Genomic DNA, 1,793 nt, shown 5'->3' on the forward strand with positions numbered 1-1,793 from the left:
GCACAGATCGCTGACCCAGTACCAACAATGCATACATTCTACACCGATGACGATGTTATCTTGGTAAGGCGTAATTATCTCAAGTAGCGCATCGGGATCGGCATCAATCTTCTTGTGCAGGATTTTATTGCCAAGTGAATCGAGAATACAGACGTAAAGTAAGCGAGCATGCAGATCAATGCCACAGTAATAGTTATGCTGGTTGTTATAGAATCTCATAGAGTCTTCTCCGTTTTGGGTTTCGTCGCCTTCCAGCTTAGTCGAGAGGCTAAGTTGGAGGAGAAGGCTCAATGAGTATCAAAGCATTTAAGAGTGATTCTCAACGCTTGGCATTTTTCTTTCCATCGTTAAGTTCAGTGTTTACGGTGGTAAGGTTAAGTTTCATGGTCGCGTTGTTCACACCTTAATGCGGCGTTAATAAGCTACTGTTAACGAATAGTTTTTGGAGTAAATAGTCCTTCATTGGCTGTGCCTTTCTCCGCACCAATTCTCGCTCTCTAGCGTGCTTTGAGTTCTGAAGTTTCTTTGACGTAAATGCCATTTGAAAACATCGAAAGCGCTAATATGCCAGCAACCATCTTCGCTCTCAAAGGTACATCGTTGTGGCAATTAACTGTCCGTGACTTCAGTGGGTGGCCTGTTCTCTGTCACTTTGGTTTGGCTACTTGCTCAAAGCAGGTTTCTGGAAAGGACAGTGGGTCAGTAGCCAATAAAAATCTGGTTAGTTTGTACTGTTGAGTTCGGTGGTCCGTTTGGTTGTAGAGCACGCGGAAAGTACTTTATTAACAAAGTGTTCAAGCTGGATTCTCAACGCTCGGCGGTTTTGGTTGCAAATTCCCGTGCAGTGATTAAGGTGGCTTTATTAAGTTAAGTGGGGCGTTGTTCACCACTTAACACAGCGTTAGCTAGAATTTGAGGAAACTATGGGTTAAATGCTCATGATTATTGGGTTCTAGCTTCACACTTAATAGCTCTAAGGCACAAACTATCTCGCCAGTGGCACTGTTCGAAACGTGGTTGAATCAACCAAAGTCAGTTTACTGAAGTGGTGCGTTTGTTTAGTTCTTTGGTGTGGCTTCTTGGGCGTTGACATTACCGTGACTAAATTAGTTTTGCACACTTGGTAGTGGGCTTATTCGAAAGCATTCTTTACCAGGCCAATTTCATCAATTGGGGCTTGGTTTGTGAGCTGTCCAATGTACTTTGTTACTCGAAAGCAATAATGTATTTCAAACTAGGCACTTGGGTGAGAATCTCAACCTTAATCGTAGCAGCTAACAATCTGCTTAAGACGGACTATCAACGTTCGGCGAGTTTACTTCAAAGTTTGTTCTGTGTTTACGGTAGCTTGTTTACGTTTTGTGTTATGTTGTCAGCCACTTAGCAGGGCGTTAGCTAGTATTTAAAGAAACTAAGGGCTTAAGTGCTCATGAATGTGGGGCTCTAACTTCACACTTGATAGTCCCAGGCCGCAAACTATCTCGCCAGTGGCACTGTTCGAAAAGTGCTTGAATTAACCAAAGTCAGCTTACTGGAGTGGTGTGCTTGTCTAGTTCTTTGGCGTGGTTTCTTGGGTGTTGAAATGTTGCCTCAGCTAAATTTGCTTAGCGTACTTGGTAGTAGGCTTCTTCGAAAGCATCCTCTGCCAAGCATGCTTCATCATCTACTGTGTTTTGGTTTGCGAGCTGTCCTATGTACATTGTCATTCAAAAACAATAATGTACTTCAAATTAGGAACTTGGGTGAAAAACGCAACCTTCTGCGTAGCAGCTAACAAACTGCTCAAGACGGAC

At 43.1% G+C, this 1,793-nt stretch carries 1 pseudogene; it reads right to left on the bottom strand.

The window, feature by feature from the left end:
- A pseudogene (locus APB76_RS19070) lies at positions 1-219 on the bottom strand (IS110 family transposase); the annotation flags it as partial.
- Between the last annotated feature and the right edge of the window lie 1,574 nt (positions 220-1,793).

The sequence above is a fragment of the Vibrio bivalvicida genome, from assembly GCF_001399455.2.
Lineage (GTDB): Bacteria > Pseudomonadota > Gammaproteobacteria > Enterobacterales > Vibrionaceae > Vibrio > Vibrio bivalvicida.